This window comes from Burkholderia sp. SR8, from assembly GCF_052851275.1.
On sequence record NZ_JAULUC010000027.1, the window covers coordinates 52,957 to 74,883 of the forward strand.

General features: G+C 68.5%; 15 protein-coding genes. 7 read left to right on the forward strand and 8 right to left on the reverse strand.

The window, feature by feature from the left end; genetic code table 11:
• Positions 1 to 29 precede the first annotated feature (29 nt).
• Both Q3A80_RS26785 and Q3A80_RS26790 read right to left on the reverse strand, forming a co-directional pair.
• The gene (locus tag Q3A80_RS26785; RefSeq protein ID WP_446331833.1) at positions 30 to 1,322 is read right to left on the reverse strand and encodes a hypothetical protein; all 1,293 of its coding nucleotides are present in this window, start codon (positions 1,320 to 1,322) and stop codon (positions 30 to 32) included.
• Between the two features lie 280 nt (positions 1,323 to 1,602).
• The gene (locus Q3A80_RS26790; RefSeq protein WP_446331834.1) at positions 1,603 to 3,021 is read right to left on the reverse strand and encodes an MFS transporter; all 1,419 of its coding nucleotides are present in this window, start codon (positions 3,019 to 3,021) and stop codon (positions 1,603 to 1,605) included.
• 417 nt (positions 3,022 to 3,438) lie between these two features.
• On the opposite strand from Q3A80_RS26790, the gene Q3A80_RS26795 reads away from it, so the two are divergent.
• A complete protein-coding gene (locus Q3A80_RS26795; protein ID WP_446331835.1) occupies positions 3,439 to 5,901 on the forward strand; it encodes a DUF3772 domain-containing protein in 2,463 nt (820 codons plus the stop codon).
• Between the two features lie 147 nt (positions 5,902 to 6,048).
• Here Q3A80_RS26795 and amaB read toward each other — a convergent pair whose 3' ends face one another.
• Complete coding sequence (gene amaB, locus Q3A80_RS26800; protein ID WP_446331836.1) at positions 6,049 to 7,560, reverse strand: L-piperidine-6-carboxylate dehydrogenase; 1,512 nt, start codon at positions 7,558 to 7,560, stop codon at positions 6,049 to 6,051.
• A gap of 631 nt (positions 7,561 to 8,191) precedes the next feature.
• Between amaB and Q3A80_RS26805 the strand changes: the two genes are divergently transcribed.
• From Q3A80_RS26805 to Q3A80_RS26815, 3 genes are all read left to right on the forward strand, one after another.
• Positions 8,192 to 9,778 (forward strand): amino acid permease, encoded by a 1,587-nt coding sequence (locus Q3A80_RS26805; protein ID WP_446331837.1) that lies wholly within the window; start codon positions 8,192 to 8,194, stop codon positions 9,776 to 9,778.
• A gap of 137 nt (positions 9,779 to 9,915) precedes the next feature.
• Complete coding sequence (locus tag Q3A80_RS26810; RefSeq protein ID WP_446331838.1) at positions 9,916 to 11,184, forward strand: NAD(P)/FAD-dependent oxidoreductase; 1,269 nt, start codon at positions 9,916 to 9,918, stop codon at positions 11,182 to 11,184.
• A 118-nt stretch (positions 11,185 to 11,302) separates the two neighbouring features.
• Entirely contained in the window at positions 11,303 to 11,977 is a 675-nt protein-coding gene (locus tag Q3A80_RS26815) for a TetR family transcriptional regulator (protein WP_044848780.1), read from the forward strand.
• Positions 11,978 to 12,101: 124 nt separating this feature from the next.
• On the opposite strand, the gene Q3A80_RS26820 is transcribed toward Q3A80_RS26815, so the two are convergent.
• Together Q3A80_RS26820 and Q3A80_RS26825 are read right to left on the reverse strand one after the other, a co-directional pair.
• On the reverse strand, positions 12,102 to 13,928 hold the full coding sequence (locus Q3A80_RS26820) for a phospholipase D-like domain-containing protein (protein WP_446331839.1): 1,827 nt from the start codon (positions 13,926 to 13,928) through the stop codon (positions 12,102 to 12,104).
• 103 nt (positions 13,929 to 14,031) lie between these two features.
• Positions 14,032 to 14,790, reverse strand: coding sequence for a DeoR/GlpR family DNA-binding transcription regulator (locus Q3A80_RS26825; protein ID WP_446331840.1), 759 nt, complete (start codon positions 14,788 to 14,790; stop codon positions 14,032 to 14,034).
• A gap of 204 nt (positions 14,791 to 14,994) precedes the next feature.
• On the opposite strand from Q3A80_RS26825, the gene Q3A80_RS26830 reads away from it, so the two are divergent.
• The 3 genes from Q3A80_RS26830 (at position 14,995) to nadE (ending at position 17,494) form a co-directional block, all read left to right on the forward strand.
• Positions 14,995 to 15,180 (forward strand): hypothetical protein, encoded by a 186-nt coding sequence (locus Q3A80_RS26830; RefSeq protein WP_014898378.1) that lies wholly within the window; start codon positions 14,995 to 14,997, stop codon positions 15,178 to 15,180.
• Positions 15,181 to 15,506: 326 nt separating this feature from the next.
• Positions 15,507 to 16,385: a DMT family transporter gene (locus Q3A80_RS26835; RefSeq protein ID WP_446331841.1), complete on the forward strand. Its 879-nt coding sequence runs from the start codon at positions 15,507 to 15,509 to the stop codon at positions 16,383 to 16,385.
• Between the two features lie 260 nt (positions 16,386 to 16,645).
• Positions 16,646 to 17,494 carry an ammonia-dependent NAD(+) synthetase gene (gene nadE, locus Q3A80_RS26840; RefSeq protein WP_446331842.1) on the forward strand — a complete coding sequence of 283 codons (849 nt, stop codon included), beginning with the start codon at positions 16,646 to 16,648 and terminating at the stop codon, positions 17,492 to 17,494.
• 75 nt (positions 17,495 to 17,569) lie between these two features.
• Here nadE and Q3A80_RS26845 read toward each other — a convergent pair whose 3' ends face one another.
• The 3 genes from Q3A80_RS26845 to Q3A80_RS26855 all read right to left on the reverse strand — a co-directional run bounded on the left by Q3A80_RS26845 (position 17,570) and on the right by Q3A80_RS26855 (position 21,861).
• Positions 17,570 to 19,246 (reverse strand): S10 family peptidase, encoded by a 1,677-nt coding sequence (locus Q3A80_RS26845; RefSeq protein WP_446331843.1) that lies wholly within the window; start codon positions 19,244 to 19,246, stop codon positions 17,570 to 17,572.
• A gap of 73 nt (positions 19,247 to 19,319) precedes the next feature.
• On the reverse strand, positions 19,320 to 20,909 hold the full coding sequence (locus tag Q3A80_RS26850) for a S53 family peptidase (RefSeq protein WP_446331844.1): 1,590 nt from the start codon (positions 20,907 to 20,909) through the stop codon (positions 19,320 to 19,322).
• Positions 20,910 to 21,237: 328 nt separating this feature from the next.
• The gene (locus Q3A80_RS26855; RefSeq protein ID WP_446331845.1) at positions 21,238 to 21,861 is read right to left on the reverse strand and encodes a LysE family translocator; all 624 of its coding nucleotides are present in this window, start codon (positions 21,859 to 21,861) and stop codon (positions 21,238 to 21,240) included.
• Positions 21,862 to 21,927 lie beyond the last annotated feature (66 nt).

Here is a 21,927-nt window from a genome sequence, read left to right on the forward strand (position 1 = left end):
ATCGGGCCGGCACGATTGCCGGCCATTCGTCAATCCGCCGTGTCGCCGTTCTTCGGCAATTTCGACCATGCGTTGCGCCCCGGTGCCGGCGACCATGCCGGACGCGTCTTGCGTGCGCTGTCGATCACGACCAGATAGCGGCCGGCGATCGGCGTGATGTCGCGATCGTGACGCAGCACCCACAGCGACTTGCCGGCCTCGACGCGCGCCTGGTAGTCGTCATCGAGGATGCCGTGGCGATCGAGGAACGTGTTCAGCGATGCGGGAATCCGCACGCAGCCCTTCGAGTGCCGGATCCCGAGCAGCGGCTCGAGGCGGTCGGGATCGGTCGCATGCATCTGGAAGCGCATCGGCGACTTGCCGCCCTTGCCCCAGCCGCGCTCGCCGTCGACCCAGCCGAAGTCGTAGATGCGCATGTCGCGCTGGCCGTAGCCGCGAATCCCGTTGTCGTTCGTCGTGCCTTCCGCGCGGAAGTCCATATGATCGGGCGAGTGATGGAACACGCCGAGCGGCGTCAGGAAGTGATCGTACTGGCCCGGCCAGCCGGTGCCGACCGGCGACGCGCCGATCATCAGCCACGCATTCTTCGGCGTTGCACGGAAGTAGATGAACAGCGCCTGCACGTTCGCTGCGCGATCGACCATCACGACGTATTCGCCGGCGAGGTCGCCGAGGTTCGCGTCGTCGAGCGCTTTCTGAAGACGCTCGCCGTACGCGCGCTGCTCGTTCGCGGGCACGTTCAGGCGCCGCGTGACTTCCTGCGTGAAGCGCTTGCGCATGTCGATCGCGCGCGCGGTGGCGTCTTTCGCTTCTTCGGCCGACAGCGGCGGATGGCGGCGCGGTGGCGTCGGTGCAGCCGCCTCGGCTTCGCTTGCCGGCGTACCGGACGCTGCCGACGCAGGCGCTGCCGCTGAAGTCGCTGAAGCCGCCGAGGCCGGCGATGCGGCAGACGCTGCGGAAGCCGCCGATGCGTCGCTGTCTGGCGATGCATGATGCGCGGCGGATGCGGCGGACGACGGCGTCGCTGCCGACGCCCCATGAGCCGACGAACCCGGATGCGCGGCCGACGCCGTTGCTGAGGATGGCGTAGCAACGGACGACGACGCGTCGGACGCGGCCAGCACCGGCCGCTCGACGAGCAGAGAAATCGGGAGGGCAGCAGCGAGCCACACGGATGCGACTGCGAGGGTACGGCGACGCGGCCTGGACAAACACCGCGCGAGGTCGGAAAGCATCATGCGATCGAGGCCATCGGCCGGACCGGCCGCCGCACGCAGCGAACGGCACGTCTTCCGCGCAAGCCATCGACACGCCGCACACACGTTGATTCGCGCGGCGCCGACGCCTCTTCGCGGTGGAGCCGTTCGCGCATGCAACGCGTCCGGTCCGATGGCGGCTAATGAGTCGTCAGGTCTTTCATTCTACTCGCGCGAACGGGAATCGGCAGGGCCGAACCCCCGGTTTTCCGGCAGTTTTGCGCTTGGTCACGCTTTGTTGCAACTGGTTGCCGGTTGCGCCGCCGCCGCATGGCACGCTGCTTCGTTCGACGTTCAGCCACGCTCGCATGCCGCACACGACACACGAGCGTGCATGATCCGTTGCCTACTTCGAAATGGTTTCCAGCGCGATGCCCTTCGTGCGCGGCCCCATCAGGCCGATCGCCGCCATCACGATCACCATCGCGCCCGCGATGAACGCGAACACGCCGAACGTCCCGAAGCCTTTCAGCACGGCCGCGATCACGAACGACGAGAAGATCGCCGAGAAGCGGCTCCACGAGTAGACGAAACCGACCGCGCGCGCACGGATCGACGTCGGGAACAGCTCGGCCTGATACGCGTGGAAGCTGTACGACATGATGTTGCTCGCGAGCGTGAGGCCGATGCCGAGCACGATCAGGAACGCGCCGACCGTGGTCTGGCTGAACATCAGCCCGCAGACGACGATCGCCGCCGCCATCGCGACGATCACCGATTTGCGCTCGAAGCGGTCGGCGATCACGAGGCCGATCAGCGGGCCGAGCGGCGCGGCGAGCGCGATCACGCTCGAATACATGAGGCTCGACGTGATCGTGATGCCCTGCTTGATCAGCAGCGTCGGCACCCAGTTCGCGAAGCCGTAGAAGCCGACCGTCTGGAACACGTTGAAGATCGTCATCATGATCGTGCGGCTGCGATACGGCGGCACCCACATGTCGCGGAAGCGGCCGCGCGGCGGCACCGGTTCGGCCGGCGCGGGCGCCGGCAGCGGCCGGCCGTATTCGGCTTCGACCTTCGCCTCGAGCGCGCGCATGACGCGGTCGGCTTCGTCGACGCGGCCCTGTTGCGCGAGCCAGCGCGGGCTTTCCGGCAGCTCGCGGCGAATCCACCACACGAACAGCGCGCCGTGCGCGCCGATCAGCACGACCCAGCGCCAACCGTCGAGGCCGAACGGCGCGTGCGGCACGAGCAGGTATGCAAGGAACGCGACCACCGGCACCGCGACGAAGCCGACCGCCTGCTCGCACGCGAACGCGCGACCGCGGATCTGCTTCGGTACCAGTTCGGAGATGTACGTGCCGATCGTGACCATCTCGACACCGAGCCCGAGACCGACGACGAAGCGCCAGAAGTTCAGCCCGCCCGCCGTGTCCTGGAACGCCATCACGACGTTGGCGGCCGTGTACCACAGCAGCGACCACGTGAAGATCGCGCGGCGGCCGAAGCGGTCCGCGAGGAAGCCGCATGCGATCGTGCCGACGAACAGCCCGGAGAACAGCGCGGCGATGAAGCTCGCGACGCCCGTGGTGCCGAACAGTCCGTGCGTCGTCGCGGACAGGATCCCGCTTTTCACGAGACCCGGCGCAACATAGCCGCTGCACAGCAGATCGTAGAGTTCGAAGAAGAAGCCGAGGCTCAGCAGCACGACGAGCTTCCAGACGCTGCGGGTCGGCGGCAGGCGGTCGAGGCGCGCGGAAATCGAGCCGGGGTCGATGGAAGAGGACAAGGCGGCTGCGTGGGGAATGCTGTCCGTTGAGACCATCTTGGTCGTGTCTCCTGATCGTGTCGTCTGTTGTTGTGCGGCGGCCGGCGGGCCGCCGTCGGATGATTCGCTGCATTGTACCGGCACGCCGCACGGCCGGCGTCGCGTTGCGGACCGGTTCCGGCACCGCGTTTTCGCGCCGAACAATATGTAAATTGCGTAACGGTCTGTCGGTTTCGTAAGGAATGCCGGCCGCCTGAAATGGCGCGGCGCGACTGCGCGAGGATCCGGCGCGGCCCCGTCGGCATGGGCGCACGGACCCCTCGCGAGCCCGTCGAGGCGATCCGGCGCGCGACCCGCACGCCGCCCGATCGGCACGACTGCCGCCGCCGCACCCCGGTAACATGCTACCGGGCCAACTCCCGGCTTCCGGGTGCCTTTCGGCATCCGGCATTGTCGGCAAAACGTAAGCATTCCATGTCCATACAACGACTCTCCACGTACGCACGCCGGATCGCGCTGTTCGCGCTGCTGCAGTTCGCGGCGATCGCGACCGCGTCCGCGTTTCCGTCGGCCGCATCCGCGCCGGGTGCGAGCGGCGTCGGCGTCCCGGTGCCGACCATTTCGCTGAGCGACGCGGTCGCGCAACTCAAGCAGATGCAGGTGCAGCAGGACCGCATCAAGCAGCAGACGTCGACCGCGACCAACAGCAAGGAGCTCGACGAACTCGGCGACGCGACGCAGGAACTGAGCGCCGACGTCGACAAGCTGCAGAGCCAGCTCGCGCCGCAGCGCACGCAAGTGCAGGCGCAGCTCGACGTGCTCGGCCCGCCGCCGGCGCCGGGCGCGTCGCCCGAAACGCCCGCGGTCGCGCAGCAGCGGGCGGCGCTGAACGCGCGCAAGGCGCAGATCGACGCCGCGCTCAAGCAGGCGGCGGACCAGAAGACGAACCTCGCGAACCTGACCGATCAGTTCGCGAAGCTGCACCGCAGCCTGCTGAAAAACCAGCTCGCATTCCGTTCGGGCAGCATCTTCGGCGCGCAGTTCTGGTTGCCGCTGTTCCATCTGTCGCCGGACGACGTCCAGCGGCTCGAGGACTTCAACGACGAGCTGCGCGACATGCTGCGCTCGTCGTGGACGCCGGGCCAGCGCGCGCTCACCACGCTGCTGCTGATCGCCGCGCTGGCCGTGTGGCTCGGCGGCCGCCGCATCGTCGAACGCGGGCTCGCATGGGTCTGCCTGAACCGCCTGCCGCCGACCCGGCTGCGGCGCAGCGCGCTCGCGCTGTCGACGGCGTTCGCGACGCTGCTGGCCACCGCGGTCGCCGTCCAGATCCTCTATCTCGCGCTGGCGCGCCACTACGAGCTCACGCCGTCGATGACGGATCTGTGGGACCAGTTCGCGAAGCTCGCGGTGACCTGCGCGCTGATTGCCGGCCTCGGGCGCGCGCTGCTCTGCACGAAGCATCCGTCGTGGCGGCTGCCCGCGCTCGCCGATCCCGTCGCGCTCGCGATGAAGCCGTTCCCCGGCGTGCTCGCCGCGCTGCTGCTGATGTCGGGCACGCTCGAATCGATCAACCGGATCGTCGACACCAGCCTGTCCGTCACGCTGTTCGGCCGCGGCATCGTGTCGCTCGTCGTCGCGCTGACCGTCGGTGCATCGATCCTGCGCGCGAATCGCGTGCGCGCCGCCATCGCGGCATCCGGCGAAGCGCCCGAGGATCGCTCGACGCTCGCGGGGCTGATCCACGCCGGCGTCACGCTCGCGATCGTCGTGTCGCTGGTCGCGCTGCTGATCGGCTACATCACGGTCGCGCGCTTCATCACGTACGAGCTCGTGTGGTTCGAGATCGTGCTGTGCAGCGTCTACATCCTGACGCAGCTGACGCGCGACGCGAGCGAGAGCCTGTTCTCCGCGAACCTGTCGACCGGCAAGCAGATCAAGCACCTGTTCGCGCTCGACGACCGGCATCTCGAGCAGGCGCACACGGTCGTGTCCGGCCTCGGCACGAGCCTGCTGATGCTGGTCGCGGCCATTGCGCTGCTGACGGGCGGCTTCGGCACGACGCCGAGCGACCTGCTCGACAGCGCGGTCGCGATGATCGGCGGCCAGCGGCTGCAGAGCCTGAACATCATGCCCGACCGGATCATGAACGCGGGAATCGGGTTCGCGATCGGCTTCTACCTGCTGCGCTCGGTGCGCCGCTGGCTCGACGGCGAATTCATGCCGGCGCTCGGCATGGATGCGGGCATGCGCGTGTCGCTGATCACGCTGTTCACCAACGTCGGCTACGTGCTGCTCGTGCTGATGACGCTGGGGCTGCTCGGCGTCAAGTGGAGCAACCTCGCGTGGATCGTCAGCGCGCTGTCGGTCGGTATCGGTTTCGGCCTGCAGGAAATCGTGAAGAACTTCGTATCGGGGCTGATCCTGCTGACCGAGCGGCCGGTGAAGGTCGGCGACATGGTCAGCATCGCGGGCGTCGAAGGCGACATCCGGCGGATCAACGTGCGCGCGACCGAGATCCAGCTCAGCGACCGCTCGACCGTGATCGTGCCGAATTCGCAGCTGATCTCGCAGAACGTGCGCAACGTGACGATGGGCAACAGCACGCAGGGTGTCGCGACGCTGATGCTGACGTTCCCGCTGAATACCGACCCCGAGCAGGTGCGCGACCTGCTGCTCGATGCGTACCGCGAGCATCCGGCGATTCTGGACAAGCCGGCGCCGTCGGTCACGTTCAGCCAGCTCGCGCCGGACGGCATCACGCTCAGCGTGACCGGTTACGTATCGAGCCCGCGGATCGCGAGCTCGACGAAGAGCGATCTGCTGTTCGAGATCCTGAAGCAGTTGCGCGCGGCGGGGATCACGCTGTCGAGCCCGCAGATGCTGGTCGTGCAGAACATGCCGTCGAGCGACGGTGCCGCGCGGCACGAACCGTAAGCGGCTGATCGAGCGGTCGCGCTCGCGATCGAGCATCGCGCTGCACCCACCGCGCGCATCGCCGAAAACGACACGGGCCGGTTACCGCTTCCGCGGCAACCGGCCCGTTTCATTCGACGGTCGACGCGCCCTGCCGGGCGCGCGCCATCACACGTCGAACTTCACCCCCTGCGCCAGCGGCAACTGCCGGCTGTAGTTGATCGTATTCGTCGCACGGCGCATATAAGCCTTCCACGCATCCGAACCCGACTCCCGACCGCCGCCCGTTTCCTTCTCGCCGCCGAACGCGCCGCCGATTTCCGCGCCGCTCGTGCCGATGTTCACGTTGACGATCCCGCAGTCGCTGCCGGCCGCCGACATGAACTGCTCGGCCTCGCGCATGTCGTTCGTGAAGATCGCCGACGACAAGCCTTGCGGCACCGCGTTGTGCACGGCGATCGCGTCGTCGAAGTCGTCATAGACCATCACGTAGAGAATCGGCGCGAACGTCTCGCGCTCGACCACCGCCGATTGCTTCGGCATCCGCACGATCGCCGGACGCACGTAGTACGCGTCCGCGTGACCGACGTCGACGCGCTCGCCGCCCTTCACTTCGCCGCCCTGCTCGCGTGCATCGGCCAGCGCCTTCTGCATCGCGTCGAACGATGCGCGGTCGACCAGCGGGCCGACCAGCGTGCCTTCCTCGAGCGGGCTGCCGACCTTCACCGACGCATAGGCCTTCTCGATGCGCGGCAGCAGCTGATCGACGATGCTGCGATGGACGATCAGGCGGCGCAGCGTCGTGCAGCGCTGGCCGGCCGTGCCGACCGCCGCGAACGTGACGGCGCGCACGACGAGATCGAGGTCGGCGCTCGGCGCGACGATCATCCCGTTGTTGCCGCCGAGTTCGAGGATGCCGCGTGCAAGGCGCTGGCTCAGCACCTTCGCGACTTCCTGGCCCATCCGCACGCTGCCGGTCGCGCTGATGACCGGCACTTTCTTCGACGACGTCAGCACCTCGCCGACATCGCGCATACCGAGCACCAGTTGATGCAGGCCTTCCGGCGCGACGCCCGGATGCGTCTTGTCGAATTCGCGCAGCGCCTTCGCGAGCAGCCGATGGCATGCGATCGCGGTGAGCGGCGTCTTTTCCGACGGCTTCCACACGACCGAATCGCCGCACACGAATGCGAGTGCCGCATTCCACGCCCACACCGCGACCGGGAAGTTGAACGCCGAAATCACGCCGCACACGCCGATCGGGTGCCACGTTTCCATCATCCGGTGGCCCGGGCGCTCGGACGCGATCGTCAGCCCGTACAGCTGCCGCGACAGACCGACCGCGAAATCGCAGATGTCGATCATTTCCTGCACTTCGCCGAGGCCTTCCGACGTGATCTTGCCGGCTTCGAGCGTGACGAGGCGGCCGAGCTCGGCCTTGTGCTCGCGCAGCACGTTGCCGAACACGCGCACGAGTTCGCCGCGCACCGGTGCCGGCACCGTGCGCCACTTGAGGAATGCGTCGTGCGCGGCGTCGATCTTGCGCTCGGCGTCGGCGGGCGTGTCGACGGCCAGCGTCGCGAGCGTCGCGCCGTCCAGCGGCGAACGCGCAGTCAGCGCATTGCCTTTCCACTGGGCGAGATCGATGTCGAGCGCAGCAAGAATGTCGTTGAATTGCATCACTTCCTCTTCAGGGACAGATTGATCGGTGCGGCGGCAGCGCCGCCCGCGTGATTCGATTGGAGCGCGTTCGCGCGCCCTGTGCAAGCGGATGCGCCGCGCGGCGGGCCCGCTGCGCCGCACGGCGCATCGCACGGCGCCACCGCCGGCAGCCCGGCCGGGCGGCGCGCCATAGCCTCGCGAGGCACGATCCATGAGACACATTGTCGGCGGCCACAAGTCGGGCCGCTATTGATATTAACTCACGACTTCATTCCTAAAACGCAACAACCGGGCGGGACGAACACGCCCGTTTCTGCACCGGTATCGGACACGTCCAAGGCCCGCAGCCGGGCCGCACGGCCGCCTGCGGCGCGCCGCCAGTTGATGACAAAGTTGCATCACCCTGTGCGGAAATATCGTTTGCCGCGGGTGCGGCAGGCACCCACAATCGGGGCGGCGTCGAGGTGCACCGCACCCGGCGCGCCGACGGCCGCTGCAAGGCGGCCGGACGAAATGCGAAGGCGTCCCGCGTCGCGACTGGTTCGCCCGGAGCGAGCCCGCGAAGCAGCGCCGCTGCGGGCCGCCAGCCGGCGATGCGTCGCCCTTCGCAGCCAAAGAACAATCCCGGAGACAGCGCCCAGCACCCGCCATGCATTCAGATGCCCGCCCCGACTCGCCCCGTCCGTCCGGCTCGCCGCCCGCGAAGCCGTCCCTCCACCGCAGCCTGCAGGCGCGCCATCTGCGGATGATCGCGATCGGCGGCTCGATCGGCACGGGCCTGTTCGTCGCGTCCGGCGCGTCGATCTCGCAGGCCGGCCCCGGCGGCGCGATGCTCGCGTACATGCTGATCGGCCTGATGGTCTATTTCCTGATGACGAGCCTCGGCGAAATGGCCGCGTTCATGCCTGTGTCGGGCTCGTTCGCGACCTACGGCGCGAAGTTCGTCGACGAAGGCTTCGGCTTCGCGCTCGGCTGGAACTACTGGTACAGCTGGGCCGTGACGCTCGCGGTCGAACTCGTCGCCGCGCAGCTCGTGATGAACTACTGGTTTCCGCACGTGCCGGGCGTCTGGTGGAGCGCGATCTTCCTCGTGCTGATCTTCGCGCTCAACGCGCTGTCGGTGCGCGGGTTCGGCGAAGCCGAATACTGGTTCGCGCTGATCAAGGTGCTGACGGTGCTCGCGTTCGTCGGCGTCGGCCTGCTGATGATCTTCGGGATCATGCAGGGCGGCCCGAGCGCGGGCTGGGGCAACTTCACGATCGGCGATGCGCCGTTCGCGGGCGGCTGGGCAACCATGCTCGGCGTCGCGATGATCGCCGGCTTCTCGTTCCAGGGCACCGAAATGATCGGCGTCGCGGCCGGCGAATCGGAGAATCCGCGCACGACGATCCCGCGCGCGGTCAGCCAGATCTTCTGGCGCATCCTGCTGTTCTACGTGTTCGCGATCTTCGTGATCGGCGTGCTGATTCCGTACACCGATCCGAGCCTGCTGAAGAGCGACGTGACCGACATCGGCGTGAGCCCGTTCACGCTCGTGTTCCGCCACGCGGGCCTCGCGTTCGCGGCCGGCGTGATGAACGCGGTGATCCTGACGGCCGTGCTGTCGGCCGGCAACTCCGGGATGTACGCGTCGACGCGGATGCTCTACAACCTTGCAACCGAAGGGCGCGCGCCGAAGCTGTTCGCGAAGCTGTCGCCGGGCGGCGTGCCGCGCAACGCGCTGTACGCGACGACCGCCGTCGGCGCGCTGTGCTTTCTCACGTCGCTGTATGGCGACAAGACCGTGTACCTGTGGCTGCTGAACACGTCGGGGATGGCCGGCTTCATCACGTGGCTGGGCATCGCGGTCAGCCACTACCGGTTCCGCAAGGGCTTCCTGAAGCAGGGTTACCGGATCGACCAGCTGCCGTACCGGTCGAAGTGGTTCCCGTTCGGCCCGCTGTTCGCGTTCGCGCTGTGCGCGGTCGTCGCGCTCGGCCAGGACTACCAGGCGTTCCTCGCGGACAAGATCGACTGGGCCGGCATCGCCGCGACCTACATCGGCCTGCCGTTCTTCGTCGCGATCTGGCTCGGCTATGCGCTGGTGCGCAAATGCCGGCTGGTGCGCTACGAGGACATGGAGATCGCGCCGTGGATCGAGCGCAACGCGACGCCCGATGCGACGGAACAGGCAAAGGCCGACGCCGGCTATCCGGCCTACGTCGCGACGCCGGTCAATCCGACGCCGGGCGCCTGACGCCCCGCAGTGCGCCGGCCGCCGTTCGACCCCGGCCGCCGTTGCGCTGACAAACCCCATTCGACGCGGCGCGCGCGTTCAGGCAAGATCGACGCGCGCCGTTTCCGTTTTTTGCCGTTACGAGTCACCGAACCCGCATGCAGAACTTCTACGAAGCCACCGTTACCCGCCAGCCCTACCCGCAACTGACCGGCACGATCGACACGCAGGTCTGCATCGTCGGCGGCGGCCTCGCCGGCCTGTGCACGGCGCTCGGCCTCGTCGAGCGCGGCGTGCGCGAGGTCGTCGTGCTCGACAGCGAGCGGGTCGGCTTCGGCGCGTCGGGCCGCAACGGCGGCTTCGTGTTCGGCGGCTACAGCCTCGACAACGCGGACCTGCTGCGCACGCTCGGCCGCGACGAAGGCCGCCGGCTGTACCGGCTCACGGTCGAAGCCGTCGACCTGATCCGCGCGCGGATCGCCCGCTACGGAATCGACTGCGACATCGTCGACGAAGGCGTGATGCTCGCGAACTGGTTCGACGATCCGTCGCGGCTCGACGGCGTGCGCACGCTGATGAAGCAGGAATTCGACGTCGACTGGGAACCGGTCGCGACCGACGCGCTGCGCGCGCGGCTGAAGACGCGGCGCTATTACGGCGGCCTGTTCGAGCCGAACGCATTCCACTTCCATCCGCTGAAGTACGTGCTCGGCGTCGCGGCCGCCGCGTCGCGCGGCGGCGCTCGCGTGTACGAACGCTCGGCCGCGCTCGGCATCGCGCGCGAAGGCGCCGGCTACGTCGTGCGCACCGCGCAGGGCACGGTGCGTGCGAAGGATGTGGTGTTCGCCGGCGGCGGCTATGCACGCGGCGTGTCGCCGCGCATCGAGCGCGCGGTGCTGCCGATCGCGACCTACGTGATCGCGACCGAGCCGCTCGGCACGCGCCTGCCGGACGCGATCGACGCGCCTTACGCGATCTACGACACGCGCTTCGCGTTCGACTACTACCGTCCGCTGAAGGACACGCGCATTCTGTGGGGCGGCCGGATCTCCGTGCTCGACCGCGGTCCCGACGCGATCGCGCGGCTGCTGCGCCGCGACCTGCTGCGCGTGTATCCGCAGCTCGACGGCGTGAAGGTCGACTACGCATGGGGCGGGCTGATGAGCTATGCGCGGCACAAGATGCCGCAGATCGGCCGCGATGCGGACGGCGTGTGGCATGCGATCGCGTTCGGCGGCCACGGGATGGCGCCGACCACCGTCGCCGGCGAAGCGCTCGCCGCCGCGCTGGCCGGCGAGCAGCCCGTGCCGGAAGGCTTCGCCGCGTTCGGGCTCACGCGCACGTTCGGGCTCGCGGGCCTCGCCGCCGCGCAGCTCACGTACACCGCATACCAGGCCCGCGACGCGCTCGCGTCGTGCCGGCGCTGAACGGCGGCGGCAACTGCCGAAATCGCGCGGCCGATTAGAGCGGAAGGTCGGCCGGGCGGGCATTTCCCGCATGCTAGAATGATTTCTCCATGCCGCCGCGAACCCACAACAAAGTCACATGAAAGCTGGAAGCAAGGCCGCCACGTCCGAAAGCCGCGCGCTTGCGACCGATGCGCGGCGCAAATACGATCCCGAGCAAACCAAGCGCAACATCCTCGACGTCGCCACGCAGGAATTTTCCGCGATGGGCCTCGCAGGCGCGCGCGTCGACGCGATCGCCGAGCGTACCAACACGACGAAGCGGATGCTCTACTACTACTTCGAAAGCAAGGAAGGCCTGTACGAGGCCGTGCTGGAGAAGGTGTACGGCGATATCCGCGCGCTCGAGCAGGAACTGCACGTCGGCGACATGGAGCCGCGCGAAGGAATGCGCCGGCTCGTCGAATTCACGTTCGACTATCACGACAAGCACCGCGACTTCGTCCGCCTCGTGTCGATCGAGAACATCCACGGCGCGAAGTACCTCGAACAGCTGAAGTCGTTCAAGAACCGCAACGTCAGCATCATCAAGACGCTCGAGGAACTGCTCGAGCGCGGCGCGGCGAGCGGCGCGTTCCGCAAGGACATCGACGCGTTCGACCTGCACCTGCTGATCAGCTCGTTCTGCTTTCACCGCGTGTCGAACCGCTACACGTTCGGCGCCGCGTTCGGCCGCGATCCGTCGGCGCCGCGGCTGCGCGCGCGCCATCGCGAGACGATTGCAGACTCCGTGCTGCGCTACGTCGCCGCGTAAGCACCCGACGCTGTTCCGCCGGAACGCCCGCCGGCGAGCGATGCACTCGCCGTCCGGCACACGTTCCCACACGACACCGCACCGCGTGCAACCGGCCTGAGCCGGACGCACGCTGCGCGTCCGGTCACGCCACTCGACGCCGGGCGGGCGCCGCCGTGGAGTCCGCCGGCACGCTCGACGCCAGTGCGATCCGCGCCTTCTCTTCCGGACTGCCCGCCACGTAATACTTCTTCGCCCAGCTCGAATCCGGCGCGAGCGCAAGCTGCCGCGGCGCGCCGGTGCCGCGTTGCTTCGTTTCGATCGACAGCGCCCGCGCACGATAGTGCTCGTAGAGCCGCAGGAATTCCGCGAGATAGATCGCCGCGATGCGCGCGTCGCGGATCTCGAGCAGGTTCTCGTCGTTGTACTGCTCCGAATTGCGGCTCATGTTCGCCGAGCCCGTATAGACGATCGGGTGCGCGCCTTCCGCATCGATCACGATGAACTTGTGATGGATCACGACCGGCGGATAGGCCGGCGCCGGTTCGCCCGGAAACAGCCGCAGCTCCGGTTCGAAACCGTGCGGCACCGTCGCCGGCGAAAAATACGCGGCATCGATCACGTCGCGGCGATCGCGCCGGCGGTGGTAAAGCTCGAGGTTCGCGAGCGTCGCCGCATCGAGCGGCTGGCCGTCGTGCTGCTCGGCATCGGCCTTCGTCGCGCTGCCGGCGTTGATGCGGTTCACCAGCCCGAACATCATCAGCCCGCGATCGCCGGCGGCGAAGCACGCATCGCGCAGCGCCGCATCGGTCGGCATGAACAGGCAGAACGACACCGAATGCTGCGCGGCCTCGATTGCGGCGACGATCGTATCGATCTCGGTGCGCTGCCCGGCAGGCTCCGGCGAAAACGCGACGCGCACCTGCGCGCTGCCGATCGTCAGCGGTTCCGACCAGCCGGGCGACAACTTCGCGGTCGCCGCAATCGGCGGATTCGCGGCCAGCGCATGCGCCCGTTGGTTGTACAGCGCGGCGAGCGCCGGCGAATCGAACGCGTGCAGCACGTTGGCCTGCTCTGTCAGCCCTTCGGTCGTGAAGTTCGCGGAGCCGGTCAGCACGCGCGCGGGCGTCGCGGCCGCCGGCCAGTTCGACGGCGCGTCGGTCACGATGAACTTGTCGTGCATGATGTGCGTGCGATCGCGCGGCGCCAGCGTCGCGACGCCCTGCAGCGCGTCGACCGCCGGCTGGTTCGGCGACGGCAGCGGCGGCTTGCCCTTGCGCGCAGTCGCGTGCGCGTCGTAGACGATCGCGAGCGACGCCGCGCCGTGCTTGCGCCCGAATGCGTCGAACGCGGGCAGCGCCCACAGCGTGTCCGTGAGGTGATAGACCGCCGACACCGCGCGCGACGCAGGATCGAGCATCTCCGCGAACACCTGCTCCATGTCGTTCGCGAGCCACGTGCGCAGCTTCAGCGCCTGGTCCGCGTTCGGCGCCGCATCGGGTGCGAGGCCCAGCGCCGCGACCTGCTTCGCGAACGCCTGCGAGCTCACCACCGCGCGGTTGAACCACGTGCCGATACCGTCGACGATGTGCGCGGGCAGCACGACGTCGCACGTGCCGGCTTCCGTGTCGAGCACCTGCAGATGCTCCGGCGTGCCGACCACGGGAAAGACGTCATAGCGGAACGACGCGCCGCGATCCTGCGGATCGATGCGCGCGTCCCACCACATGAATTTCTGGATCGGCGCCTGGTCGGTCGGCGCATCGCCCTGCGTGTCGGCGGCCGGACCGTCGAACGTGAGCCGGTTCGGCAGCCAGCTGTTCGGCGCGCGCGTCTTGCCGTCGGCCGACCAGAAGCCCGGCGTGCGCCGGATCGCAAAGCCGAGGAAGTCGGTGCGCGACGCCGCGGCGGCCCAGTCGAAAGCCAGCAGGACCAGGGTCGGGGAAAGATAACTGCGTACGCTGACGGTCATTCAGTGCTCCTGGCGCGCGGCCGATCGACGTGAATGGGTCAGTGTCGGCGTTGGTTTTTCCCGCGCGATGACCGTTCGATGAACCTTATGTGTCGGCTGCGCGTCAGTCGCACACCAGCAGCTCGATGCCGCGCGCAGTCAGCGCACGGCGCACGGCCTTGTCCGGCGTGCGCTCGGTGACGAGATAGCGCGCGGCCGACGTGCCGTTGATCCGCACCGGCGTCACGCGGCCGAATTTCGAATGATCGGCGACGATGACCGCCGTGCCGGCCGCCGCGATCATCCGGCTGCGCACTTCGGCGGCCAGCCGCGAGTAGTCGGTGCAGTCGCCGTCGATCGTGATGCCGCCCGCGCCGACGAACGCGAAATCGACGTGGTATTGCGCGAGCTGCTGGATCGTATCGAGCCCGAACGTCGCGTCCTCGTCGTCGGACAGTTCGCCGCCGAGCAACGTCACGCGATTGCCGTTGCGCCGCGCGAGCACGAACGCGGTGCGCCAGTCGTTCGTGTAGACCGACAGCCGGTGCCGGTCGGTCAGCGCGAGCGCGACCGCGTGCGGCGTGCTGCCCGAGTCGATCAGCACCGATGCGTCGTCCGGGACGAATTCGGCTGCGCGCCGGCCGATCGCGCGCTTCGCGTCGGCATGCGCCGCTTCACGCTCGGACAGGCTCGGCTCGCGGCGGTCCGCCGCCAGCGCGCCGCCGTGCGTCATCACGAGCAGGCCGCGCGCCGCAAGCGCGTTCAGGTCGCGCCGCACGGTCTCGCGCGACACGTCGAGCGAGCGCACGAGTTCGGCAACCGACAGCGCGCCCGATCGTCCGAGCTCCGACAGAATGTATTGATGACGTTGTTCCGCCAGCATCGCGATGCGCCCGAGGCGACTCCAATGGGTAAGCCGGACATTGTATTACGGCCGTTTGACCGGCATTTGACGGCCACGCGGCCGGCGGCTCCGCGTTTCCCGAAACGCGAAATTCAGTATTGCCCGAGGTGCGCGAATCGGTGCGGCACGCGATTGCTACACTTTGCGTTTCGCCAAACGACGGACCATCAGGGGGCGCGTGCAATGTATCGCAAAGGCAGTGTGATCGAAATCCAGTTTTCGCCGGAACGGCTCAACGACGGGGCCGGCGATCCGTACTGGATCGACCTGACGCTCGACGAGGCGCGCCGGTTGTACGAACAGCTCGCCGCGCGCTTCGCGACCGACGCGCGCGCGAACCAGCCGCTCGACACGTTCTCGCTCGACTGAGCTCCGTTCGTTGCGCACGCCGCAGCGCGCGTTGATCCCGCGGCTCGGTCGTCGCGCCTGCCGATAGCCGCGCCGCGGGCATGCCGGCACGCCGCTGGCGCATCGCCCGCGCGCTCCGGTCGCGCCCAAAGAAGCACGCTTGCATCAGGCGCGTACCGCCTCTCCAATCGCGAGTTCGCAGCCACCGCCGGGCACGGCGCGTGCGATGGATGCGTACCACCTCGGCCCGCCGCGCGCGAGTGCAGAATCCGACAAGACGGCGGCACCGCTTCGCCCGATACTGGCCGACTTCACGAATCGTCCGGCCGCATCGCGGCCCGCCCCGCATGCTTACCTCGCTCGTCGCCGCCGCTTTCGTCGCGCTGTGGTCTACCGGCTTCATCGTCGCCCGGGCCATCAAGCCCTACGCCGATCCGAACCTGTTCCTGCTCGCACGTTTCGCGGGTACGGCCGCGCTGTTCGGCATCGTGGCACTCGTCGCGCGCGCGCCATGGCCGGCCCGCCGCGAATGGCCGCGCCATTTGCTCGCCGGCGCACTGCTGCAAGGCATCTATCTCGGCGCCAGCTACTGGGCCGTCGCGCAGGGGCTGAACGCAGGCGTGATGGCGCTGCTCGGCGCGTTGCAGCCGCTCGCCACCGCCGTGCTCGCCGTTCCGCTGTTCAACGAGCGGCTGCCCGCCCGCGGCTGGCTCGGCATGGCGCTCGGGCTCGCCGGCGTCGCGCTCGTGCTCGCGCCGAAGGTCGCGGGCGGCGTCGCGCCGCCGCCGGGCGCCGCGCCTGCGTGGTTCGTCGTGGCCGTGTCGGTGCTGTCGGTCGGGTCGATCACCGCGGGCTCGCTGTACCAGAAGGGCAGGCTCGCGCAGAACGACCTGCGTACGGCCGTCGCCGTGCAGAACCTCGGCGCGGCGATCGTCGCGGCCGTGTTCGTCGTGCTGCTGCACGAAACGCGCTGGATCGGCGCACCGGCGCTGTGGATTTCGCTCGTATGGGGCGTCGTGTTCCTGTCGGGCGGCGCGGTCACGATGCTGATGTGGATGCTGCGGCGCGGCAACGCGGCACGCGCGACGTCGTTGCTGTTCCTCGCGCCGCCGCTCGCCGCGCTGCAGGGGTATTGGCTGTTCGGCGAAACGCTCGCGACCGTTCAGCTCGCCGGCTTCGCGCTCGCGCTGGCGGGCGTCGTGCTCGCGCGGCGTCGAGTTGCCTGAAACGATGAGGTCGCAGGCGCAGGCGGGGCGCGAGTGAAGCAGCATCCGAGACCAGGGCAAAGCACCGCCCACGCCCGCTCGCATGCGCCGAAACGAAGCACCCACCCGCAAGCGCGCCCCCGCCGCCGCCCGTTGCACCATGACGATGCACCGCGTCTCGCCGATGCAACGCGCGGCCGCCGGATCGCATGCCGGGCGCGGCGCCGGGCCGCGATTGCGCTTATGATGAGCGCCTTGCATTTCGTTCCGGAACCACCCCCATGACATCCGCCGATTACGCCAGCCGCCAGCGCGCGATCATTGCCGAACTGCACGTCGCCGCGCAATTCGACGTTGACGCCGAAATCACCCGCCGCGTCGATTTCCTCGCGCAGTACCTTCGTTCGACCGGCCTGCGGACCTACGTGCTCGGCATCAGCGGCGGCGTCGATTCGTCGACGGCCGGCCGGCTTGCGCAGCTCGCGGTCGAACAGCTGCGCGCCGGCGGCTACGATGCACGCTTCATCGCGATGCGCCTGCCGAACGGCGTGCAGAACGATGAAGCCGATGCGCAGCGCGCGCTCGAATTCGTGCGCGCCGACGAGACCTTCACGGTCGACGTGAAGCCCGCCGCCGACGCGATGCTCGCATCGCTGGTCGCGTCCGGTCACGCGTTCGAAACGCCGGCGCAGCAGGACTTCGTGCACGGCAACATCAAGGCCCGCGAGCGCATGATCGCGCAGTACGCGGTGGCCGGCGCACGCCGCGGCATCGTGATCGGCACCGATCACGCGGCCGAGTCGCTGATGGGCTTCTTCACGAAGTTCGGCGACGGCGGCGCGGACGTGCTGCCGCTCGCCGGCCTGAACAAGCGCCGCGTGCGTGCGGTCGCCCGCGCGCTCGGCGGCGACGAACTGATCGTGATGAAGGTACCGACGGCCGACCTCGAGGAACTGCGTCCGCTGCGCCCCGACGAGCACGCGTACGGCGTCACCTACGACGAGATCGACGACTTCCTCGAAGGCAAGACCGTCGCGGACAACGTGTACGAAACGGTGCTGCGCTTCTACGACGGCTCGCGTCACAAGCGCGCGCTGCCGTACACGCCGTTCGACTGGCCGGCCGCGTAAGCCGGCGGCCACCGTCGGCGAACGGCGCCGCGCGAACCGGAGCGGTTGCGCGCGGCACGTGCGCGGCGGGCGGCGTTATGCGTGCCCGCCCGTCTTCTTCGCCTGCAGTGCGCGAATCCGCATCCGCGCGCTCGTATCGCTGACCGTCGCGTCGTACATCGCCGCGAGATCGCGCTTGAGCGCGGTGCGCGACCCGCCATCCAGATACACCATGTGCCCCGACGGATAGAAGCGCGCGGACAGGTTCTGCCGCACCTTCTGGTCCTCGAGCGGCATCTGCTGCAGGTCGATCACGGTCTGGTAGAACGGCGTGACGAAATCGTAGAGGCCGTTCGCCGACAGCACCTTCAGGTCGACGTTCAGCGCCATCACCGCGGCGAGATCGCCGGCCGTGTACAGGATCACGTTTCCCTTCGCGTCGATGCCCTGCTGCTCGCCGGTCGGGTCGATATGGCTGAAGTCCCAGTTCTGGAACGCCTGGTCGTTCAGGTCCGTGAACGCGGAGTTCGACGTGAACTTCAGCTGCTCGTTCAGATAGCTGTTCCACATCGCCGTATAGACGCCCGTCACGGCGGTCATCGTCGGGTCGTTGCCGCCCGAGTTCGGATCGATCTTGCCGGCGATGCCCGACGAGATCCCCGTTACGCGGCCGTCGTACGAACCGAGCGCGAGCCCTTGCGCGTGCAGCAGCGTCGTCAGGAACAGCGAATTGCCGCGCGCGTTGTAGCCGGCGATATCGAGTCCCCACGTCTGCAGCGTCGCCGTATCGATGCCCGTGTAGTCGGACAGTTTCTGCACGACGGCCGGATCCGCATGCGGCACGTTGCGCAACGCGCTCAGGTAGTCGGTGCGCGCGAACTGCGCGACTTCCTCCACGAACGCGCCGAGATTGGCCGGCGCCGGCTTGACGCCGAGCTTCTTGTGATACCACGCGTCGGCCGCCGCGGTCGGCAGCGCGCCGACCGGGTTGCCGGCCTGCCGGTAGTCGAGGATCGACGACTGCAGCGTGACGCCGTTCAGGTCGACGCCGTCTTCGTGCAGCTTGTACGCGAGCACGCAGCTGCGCGCGGTGCCGTACGACTCGCCGAACAGGTATTTCGGCGAATTCCAGCGGTTGTTCTTCGTCAGGTAGCGCTTGATGAACTGCTTCAGCGAATTCGCATCCTGGTCGACGCCCCAGAAATCGCGGTTCTTGTTCGGCGCGACCGCGGCCGAATAGCCGGTGCCGACCGGGTTGATGAACACCAGATCGCTGTGATCGATCATGCTGTCCGGGTTGTCTTCGATCTGGTACGGCGCGGGCGGCGTGAAGCCCGGCATCGACGTCTTGATCCGCTTCGGCGCGAACGAGCCGAGCAGCACGAACACCGACGACGATCCGGGCCCGCCGTTGTAGAAGAACGTGACGGGCCGCGTTTCCTCCGGTGCGCCGTCGGCCGTGAACGCGACGTAGAAGATCTTCGCGGCGGGCTGCGAGCTGCTCGGATCGACCGTCACGAGATGGCCCACCGTCGCCGTGTACGCGATGCGCTTGCCGTCGATCAGGATCGTGTGGTGCGTGATCGCGGCCGCCTCGGTCGTATCGGTGACCGAGTCGTCGGGGCCGTTGCCGTACGCGACCGGATCGAAGAACGGCAGGTCGCGGCCGTGGCTCAACGCGACCGGATTGATGGTCGGCGGCACGCCATGCGAATTGTGGTCGCCGTGATGCAGCGGATACACGCCGCCGGAAGATGCGGAATCGATGCCCATCGTGCTGCTCCTGGAGGTGAAAAAAGACGCGGGCAGGACACCCGCGTCGAAAGTAAAGGCCGGTACCGGCGCGTCAGCTCGACGGCTTGCGCGCGAGGAGCGCCGCGAGTTTCGCGCCGTCGGGGCTGCCGAGGCCCGTGCACGCGTCCCAGCCCGCGGCGGCCGCATAGGTGCCGTTCGAGCCTTTCGTGATGTCGCGCAACGCGCCGGGATTCTTGTACAGCACCGGATTGATCCAGCCCGCCGGCGCGCCGGCCGACGCATTGATCCGTGCGATCAGCGCGGCCCACAACGGCGCGACCGCGCTCGTGCCGCCCATCACCGCGGGCGTGCCGGCGACCGACACCTCGTAGCCGGTTTGCGGCGATGCGTCGCCGGCAACGTCGGGTACGCCGCGCTTCGCGAGTGGCGTGGTGCTGCCGTCGGCGAGCGCGACCGTCAGCCCCTGCTGCCAGGCAGGCACGTCGAACAGCGTGCTGATGCCGCCGCCGCCCGCGCCGCCGCCGCCCGCCTCGTCGTTCCACGTGACCTCGCTGCGGATGCCCTGCCCCGGCAGCGCATCGAGCTGCGTGCCGCCGCAGCCGAGCACGTACGGGCTCGATGCAGGGAAGTCGACGTGATCGGCGCCGTCCTGCAGCCCGTCGCCCGAGCCGCTGTCGCCCGACGCCGCGCACACCGTGATCCCCTGCGCGGCCGCCGCCTGCAGTACGCGATTGAACGCCTGTGCCGACTGCGCCTGCCAGATCGCTTCCGGGCCGCCCCAGCTGATCGAGATCACGGATGGCCGGTTGGTCTTGTCGGTCACGGCCGCGTTGACGGCCTGGACGAAGCCCGCGTCGCTGTTGGGCGCGAAGTACACCGCGATCTTCGCGGCGGGCGCGATCGCGCCGGCGATCTCGATGTCGAGCGCGACTTCGCCGTCCGGGCCGTTCGCTTCGCCGGTCGGTGCGTTGCGGCCGGTGCCGACGTTCACGTCGACGAGCGTCGGCGGCTTGGCGATGCCGAGCCCGCGGAAATACTGCTCGATATCGGCCGCGCGGTAGCCGCCGCCGAGTTCGACGATCGCGATGCATTGCCCGGCGCCGTCGCCTGCCGGAAAGCCGTACAGCGACGCGAGCTGCGGCGGCGTGAACGTGACGGCCGTCGCGCCGCGCGCGGGCCTGAACGGCGGGCGCAGCCGGAAGTGCGGACGCGCCTGCGGCCGGCTGTCGAGACCGAGCACGGCCGTGACCGCATCGCCGAGTTCGTCCGGCAGCGAGATCGGGCCCGAACGGCCGCGGTACTGGCCGATCGCGCGATGCTCGAAGCGTTCGAGCTTCACGCTGAACGCGGCTTCGAACTGCCCGATCGTACCGGACAGCACGACGACGCTCTCGACCGGATCGACGCGATCGACCGTCAGCTGGTGATGGCGCGCGAAGTCGTCGGTCTTGCGGATATCGTCGGGATTGGCGGAGAAACGCTGCGCGAATGCGTCGCGCGACAGCGGCTTGGCGTTCGCGTCGCCGCTCGCGAGCTGGTGGACCAATGCATCGAGTTGCCCTTCTTCCTGCCGCCGCAACATGATCGTGACGTGGATGCGTTCTGCCGGATCGCAGTGACCGAGACACTTGGACTCGGCGACGATTCGGGGTTCACGGTCGGCTTGAAGATGCCTTGCCATGTTCAGACCCTCCTTGGTACCGCGTTGCACGGAACAGCCAGGAAATCGGACAGGGCCGGCGGGAGACGGTTCCGTTCGGTCAGTCGGTTCGCGACGGCGCGTTGCGACGGCGCGTTTGCGACGGCACGTTTGCGACGGCACGTTTGCGACGGCACGTTTGCGACGGCGCGAAGTTAAAGGAAGTTTAGAACAGTCAGACGATTTGCGCGCGTGCCGGGCCGTGCCCGGAAACGCGCGAAGGCCGGCATCGCGGCCGGCCTTCGTTCGGTCGCGCATCGCGTCAGGCGGCCAAGCGGCCCCGTCGGCAGCGCGCCCATCAAGCAGCGGCTCAGTCCATCGACAGGCGCAGCGCGAAGCCGATCAGCGCCGCCGAGAACGTCCAGCGCTGCACGGTCTGCGCGAGCGGATGCGCGCGCATCCACGCCGCGATGCGCGACGCGCCGAACACGCATGCAAGGTCGAAACACACGCCGGCCGCGACGAGCATCGCGCCGAGCTCGAACATCTGCCATACGACCGGCCCGGCCTCGGGCCGCACGAATTGCGGCAGCAGCACCGAGCAGAACAGCAGCGCCTTCGGGTTCAGCAGGTTCGTCAGCAGCCCCTTGAAGAACGACTGCCGCAGTTCGCCCGCCGCGGCCCCGTCGCCGTCGCCGAGCGCGAACACCGGCGAGCGGAACACCTGGATCGCGACGTAAGCGAGATAAAGCGCGCCGCCGTAGCGGATCGCCTCGTACAGCCACGGCGCGCTCCGAATCAATGCGGCGACGCCGCATGCGGACAGCGTCACGTGCACCGTGCGCGACAGCGACAGGCCGGCCGCGGCGGCCATCCCGGGCCGCACGCCGCGGCCGATGCTGGTCTGCAGCACGAGCGCCATGTCGGGGCCCGGCACCGCGTAAATGGCCGCGAGCGCGGCGAGATAAATCAACAGCAAATGCGTGGAAATCATGGTCTGCCCCCCGTCCTTCAATGACGATATCTTGCCGCTGAAGAAGGAGGGATTATTGGCCAACTT

Coding starts and splice junctions, on each gene's coding strand:
- Q3A80_RS26855 (WP_446331845.1), bottom strand. CDS start 21,861: ATGATTTCCACGCATTTGCTGTTGATTTATCTCGCCGCGCTCGCGGCC.
- Q3A80_RS26820 (WP_446331839.1), bottom strand. CDS start 13,928: ATGACCGTCAGCGTACGCAGTTATCTTTCCCCGACCCTGGTCCTGCTG.
- Q3A80_RS26835 (WP_446331841.1), top strand. CDS start 15,507: ATGCTTACCTCGCTCGTCGCCGCCGCTTTCGTCGCGCTGTGGTCTACC.
- Q3A80_RS26790 (WP_446331834.1), bottom strand. CDS start 3,021: ATGGTCTCAACGGACAGCATTCCCCACGCAGCCGCCTTGTCCTCTTCC.
- Q3A80_RS26805 (WP_446331837.1), top strand. CDS start 8,192: ATGCATTCAGATGCCCGCCCCGACTCGCCCCGTCCGTCCGGCTCGCCG.
- Q3A80_RS26815 (WP_044848780.1), top strand. CDS start 11,303: ATGAAAGCTGGAAGCAAGGCCGCCACGTCCGAAAGCCGCGCGCTTGCG.
- Q3A80_RS26810 (WP_446331838.1), top strand. CDS start 9,916: ATGCAGAACTTCTACGAAGCCACCGTTACCCGCCAGCCCTACCCGCAA.
- nadE (WP_446331842.1), top strand. CDS start 16,646: ATGACATCCGCCGATTACGCCAGCCGCCAGCGCGCGATCATTGCCGAA.
- Q3A80_RS26830 (WP_014898378.1), top strand. CDS start 14,995: ATGTATCGCAAAGGCAGTGTGATCGAAATCCAGTTTTCGCCGGAACGG.
- Q3A80_RS26795 (WP_446331835.1), top strand. CDS start 3,439: ATGTCCATACAACGACTCTCCACGTACGCACGCCGGATCGCGCTGTTC.
- Q3A80_RS26845 (WP_446331843.1), bottom strand. CDS start 19,246: ATGGGCATCGATTCCGCATCTTCCGGCGGCGTGTATCCGCTGCATCAC.
- Q3A80_RS26825 (WP_446331840.1), bottom strand. CDS start 14,790: ATGCTGGCGGAACAACGTCATCAATACATTCTGTCGGAGCTCGGACGA.
- Q3A80_RS26850 (WP_446331844.1), bottom strand. CDS start 20,909: ATGGCAAGGCATCTTCAAGCCGACCGTGAACCCCGAATCGTCGCCGAG.
- amaB (WP_446331836.1), bottom strand. CDS start 7,560: ATGCAATTCAACGACATTCTTGCTGCGCTCGACATCGATCTCGCCCAG.